At 59.3% G+C, this 2,263-nt stretch carries 2 protein-coding genes; both read right to left on the reverse strand.

What is annotated here, in order from left to right; genetic code table 11:
- Positions 1-105 precede the first annotated feature (105 nt).
- A complete protein-coding gene (locus ACE04F_RS00630) occupies positions 106-1,764 on the reverse strand; it encodes a cation acetate symporter (RefSeq protein ID WP_305496110.1) in 1,659 nt (552 codons plus the stop codon).
- Positions 1,761-2,072: a DUF485 domain-containing protein gene (locus ACE04F_RS00635; protein WP_486104039.1), complete on the reverse strand. Its 312-nt coding sequence runs from the start codon at positions 2,070-2,072 to the stop codon at positions 1,761-1,763. Before ACE04F_RS00635 ends, ACE04F_RS00630 begins: the two co-directional genes overlap by 4 nt.
- Between the last annotated feature and the right edge of the window lie 191 nt (positions 2,073-2,263).

Raw genomic sequence — 2,263 nt, forward strand, 5'->3', positions numbered from 1 at the left:
CCCCCCAAGGCGTCCTCACAGACAACGCAAACATCACATGCAAAAAAATACCCCGGCCTCTCGACCGGGGTACTTCTTCAAGCAATACGCTTAAAACTTACCGAATCAGTGATTCACCGCCCCACTCGCCCCCAGGCCCGTCTGCGAACGCACGAACTGCGGGAAGAACAGCGCCCGCTCGTTGGCGCCTTCAGCCGACTTGTCGGTGATGGAGAAGAACCAGATGCCGACAAACGCGATGATCATCGAGAACAGCGCCGGGTATTCATACGGGAAGATCGCCTTCTCGTGACCCATGATCTGCACCCAGATGGTCGGACCGAGCACCATCAGGCCCACGGCACTGACCAGGCCCAACCAGCCGCCGATCATGGCGCCACGGGTGGTCAGCTTCTTCCAGTACATCGAAAGCAGCAGTACCGGGAAGTTGCAGCTCGCCGCGATGGAGAACGCCAGGCCCACCATGAATGCGATGTTCTGCTTCTCGAACAGGATGCCCAGGCCGATTGCCAGCACTGCCAGGGCAATGGTGGTGATCTTCGAGACGCGAATCTCGTCCTTCTCGTTGGCCTTGCCTTTCTTGATCACGCTAGCGTACAGGTCATGGGACACCGCCGAGGCACCGGCCAGGGTCAGGCCCGCTACCACCGCCAGGATGGTCGCGAACGCCACCGCCGAGATGAAGCCCAGGAAGATGCTGCCGCCAACCGCATTGGACAGATGCACCGCCGCCATGTTGTTGCCGCCCAGCAAGGCACCTGCCGCGTCCTTGAAGGCCGGGTTGGTGCTGACCAGCAGGATCGCGCCGAAGCCGATGATGAAGGTCAGGATGTAGAAGTAGCCGATGAAGCCAGTGGCATACAGCACGCTCTTGCGAGCTTCCTTGGCGTCGCTCACGGTGAAGAAGCGCATCAGGATGTGTGGCAGGCCGGCGGTACCGAACATCAGCGCCAGGCCGAGGGAGAAGGCCGAGATCGGATCCTTCACCAGGCCGCCAGGGCTCATGATCGCCTCACCTTTCGGGTGAACCTTGACCGCTTCGGCAAACAGCATGTTGAAGTCGAAGTTGACGTGCTTCATCACCATCAGCGCCATGAACGAAGCACCCGACAGCAACAGCACGGCCTTGATGATCTGTACCCAGGTGGTCGCCAGCATGCCGCCGAATAGCACGTAGAGGCACATCAGGATACCGACCAGGATCACCGCAACGTGGTAGTCCAGGCCGAACAGCAGCTGGATCAGCTTGCCGGCACCGACCATTTGCGCGATCAAGTAGAACGCCACCACCACCAGCGAGCCGCAGGCGGACAGACTGCGGATCTGGGTTTGCCCGAGGCGATAGGACGCCACGTCGGCAAAGGTGTATTTACCCAGGTTGCGCAGGCGCTCGGCGATCAGGAACAGAATGATCGGCCAGCCCACCAGGAAGCCGATGGAGTAGATCAGGCCGTCATAACCGGACGTGAACACCAGCGCGGAAATACCCAGGAAGGAGGCCGCCGACATGTAGTCGCCGGCGATCGCCAGGCCGTTCTGGAAGCCGGTGATCTTGCCGCCGGCCGCATAGTAGTCGGCCGCCGAGTTGTTTTTCTTGGATGCCCAGTAGGTGATGTACAGAGTCGCGCCGACGAAGGCCACGAACATCAGGATAGCCGCGACGTTGAGGGGTTGTTTCTGCACAGCCCCCGCCACGGCATCCGCCGCCCAGACGCTCGGTGCGAACGCAGCGATGCTCAAAAGAGCCAGTAGACGCCGGATCATTGCTGAGCCTCCTTGAGAATCGCATTGTTCAGGTCGTCGAACTCGCCATTGGCGCGCCGTACGTAAATCCCGGTCAGCACGAAAGCCGAGAGAATCAGGCCGATCCCGATGGGAATGCCCCAGGTGATCGTTCCCTCAGGCGTGATCTTGGCGCCGAGAATATGCGGCCCGTAGGCAATCAACAGGATGAATCCCGAGTAAAGCCCTAGCATGATCGCCGAGAGAATCCAGGCGAACCTTTCCCTTTTACTCACCAGCTCCTTGAAGCGCGGGCTGTTTTGTATCGAGAGGTAAATGCTGTCGTTCATTGTTTTTATCCTCGCAGCACAGATTTAAGTTGGAACGAGCCTACTCTATGCGGCTCAAGGCCAGGTTCCAGACGACCTTAGTATTAGAACGACATGACGGTTTTGCCAGTTTCCCGGATATTTTCGCAATTGCCCCTGCCCTCTGTGGGAGCGAGCCTGCTCGCGAAAGCTGTTGCGGATCAATGCTGGGT

This window comes from Pseudomonas sp. AGC41, from assembly GCF_057334555.1.

Bases quoted from the DNA above. Each gene is read 5' to 3' on its own strand.
- ACE04F_RS00635 (WP_486104039.1), bottom strand. From the start codon at position 2,072: ATGAACGACAGCATTTACCTCTCGATACAAAACAGCCCGCGCTTCAAG.
- ACE04F_RS00630 (WP_305496110.1), bottom strand. From the start codon at position 1,764: ATGATCCGGCGTCTACTGGCTCTTTTGAGCATCGCTGCGTTCGCACCG.